Source organism: Lactobacillus amylolyticus DSM 11664 (assembly GCF_000178475.1).
In the GTDB taxonomy this organism is placed as follows: Bacteria; Bacillota; Bacilli; order Lactobacillales; family Lactobacillaceae; genus Lactobacillus; species Lactobacillus amylolyticus.
The window spans coordinates 1-1,549 of record NZ_ADNY01000059.1 but is presented as its reverse complement, the minus strand read 5'-3'; the positions used below and the strand labels follow the sequence as shown (position 1 = coordinate 1,549).

At 35.2% G+C, this 1,549-nt stretch carries 1 protein-coding gene and 1 pseudogene; both read right to left on the bottom strand.

Annotation, left to right across the window (positions count from 1 at the left end):
- Positions 1 to 189 precede the first annotated feature (189 nt).
- Positions 190 to 1,350 (bottom strand): RNA-guided endonuclease InsQ/TnpB family protein, encoded by a 1,161-nt coding sequence (locus tag HMPREF0493_RS06820; RefSeq protein ID WP_006352586.1) that lies wholly within the window; start codon positions 1,348 to 1,350, stop codon positions 190 to 192.
- Positions 1,313 to 1,549: pseudogene (locus HMPREF0493_RS08865) on the bottom strand (recombinase family protein); the annotation flags it as partial. The gene HMPREF0493_RS06820 and the pseudogene HMPREF0493_RS08865, both read right to left, overlap by 38 nt.

The window sequence follows — 1,549 nt, the reverse complement described above, 5'->3', positions numbered from 1 at the left end:
CTGCTATATAAAACATGGAAATATGTAGAAGAATACAAATTTTCTACATATCAGAAAGATATATTTTTCCTTTCTTTGTTTCATTTACTGTCGTCTTCACTAGTATTCTGATATTCCAAATAGGAGTAATCACATTGACTAGCTCTTACAGCTTAAGGGCCTAGCCAGTCCCTTTATCATTTATCTTTTTTATTTTGCCAAAGCTAAAAGATTTAAAACCGCATTTTCATCTCGATCATTCTTGTAGCCACACTCATAACAGATATACTCATTATGTTTGGTACCATGCTTTTTATTGCCCTGCAAAGTGATCTTTTCATCGCCTTTTTTGACATAACCGCACGCAGCACATCTTTGAGTTGATGGGTATGTTTTATCAGCCAAGATCAATTCTTTGCCATACCAATTACACTTATAAGTTAATATCTGCCTAAATCTACTAAACAGCGATCTCTGCATTCCTTTGGAAGCTACATGGGTCATCATCATTTGCTTTACTGCTAAGTCTTCAATTACAATTTGGTCGTAATTATCTACAAGCTTAGTAGTGAACTGCTGCAAAAGATCATTTTGGATATTAGCTACCTTGCGATAATCTCTTTGCAATTTGGTTCTCACTGCAAAGTAATTATTTGATTTTGTAGCTAACTTACCGTTAACTTCTCTTTTACGTGCCAGCATTCTTTGATAATGCTTAATACGCTTATAAAGCTTTTGCAATTTAGCAGGCAAAACATTAATTTTGCCATCTGTGTAATCAAAGTGACCCACATTGACATCAACTGCTGTCTTTTGATAAGTTTTAGCCTTACTTGAAATCTCTTCTTCATAAGGCAAAGCCGCATAATAAGCTCCTTTTTCTTTGAAGATACTTACTACTTTGACTTCACTCATCTTTAAAACTTCATAGCTTGATAGGTCATGCCAAGAGTCTTTTGAAATGCTTCTTGGGCGGTCAAGGCGAAGCCTGCCATTAACAATCTTAGCCCTATCAGTTTTAAAGCCTTGTCTGGGAGCTTTCTTTGATTTAAAACTAGGTATTCCCCAATCAGGTTGTGACTTATCAAAGAAGTTCTTCCAAGCATTAGCTAAGTCTTTAATCGCTAATTGTAAACATCTGGCAGACAAATCATATTGCCAGTCGGCTTTATTTGCAACTAGTTCATCACGGACTCTGCATTCGTTAGGACTGGGATTATCTTTTTTGTTTAGTGTATGAGCTTCATACATTAATTGCCAAGTTTCTAAGCCTTTATTCCAGCAGTATCGCCGATAGTCGCACAAAGCATCAAGCTGCTTTTGCATGGTCTTATTAACTTTTAGCTTCACTACTTGTGTCTTGATCGTCATTTAAGTACTCACTTCTAATCTTTTTCTTGTATTTTCTTAAGCCATATAGTCTGCATGAAAACACATGAATTATGCTAATAAGATCATTAACTAGTTCTTTATCTGGACTAGTGTCGATATTATTCAAAACAATTATTTCAGTTCCGTGCTTTTTGCATAAGTTTTCGAACCAATCGTAGCCAAAACGAATAAATCTATC

Bases quoted from the DNA above. Each gene is read 5' to 3' on its own strand.
- HMPREF0493_RS06820 (WP_006352586.1), bottom strand. From the start codon at position 1,350: ATGACGATCAAGACACAAGTAGTGAAGCTAAAAGTTAATAAGACCATG.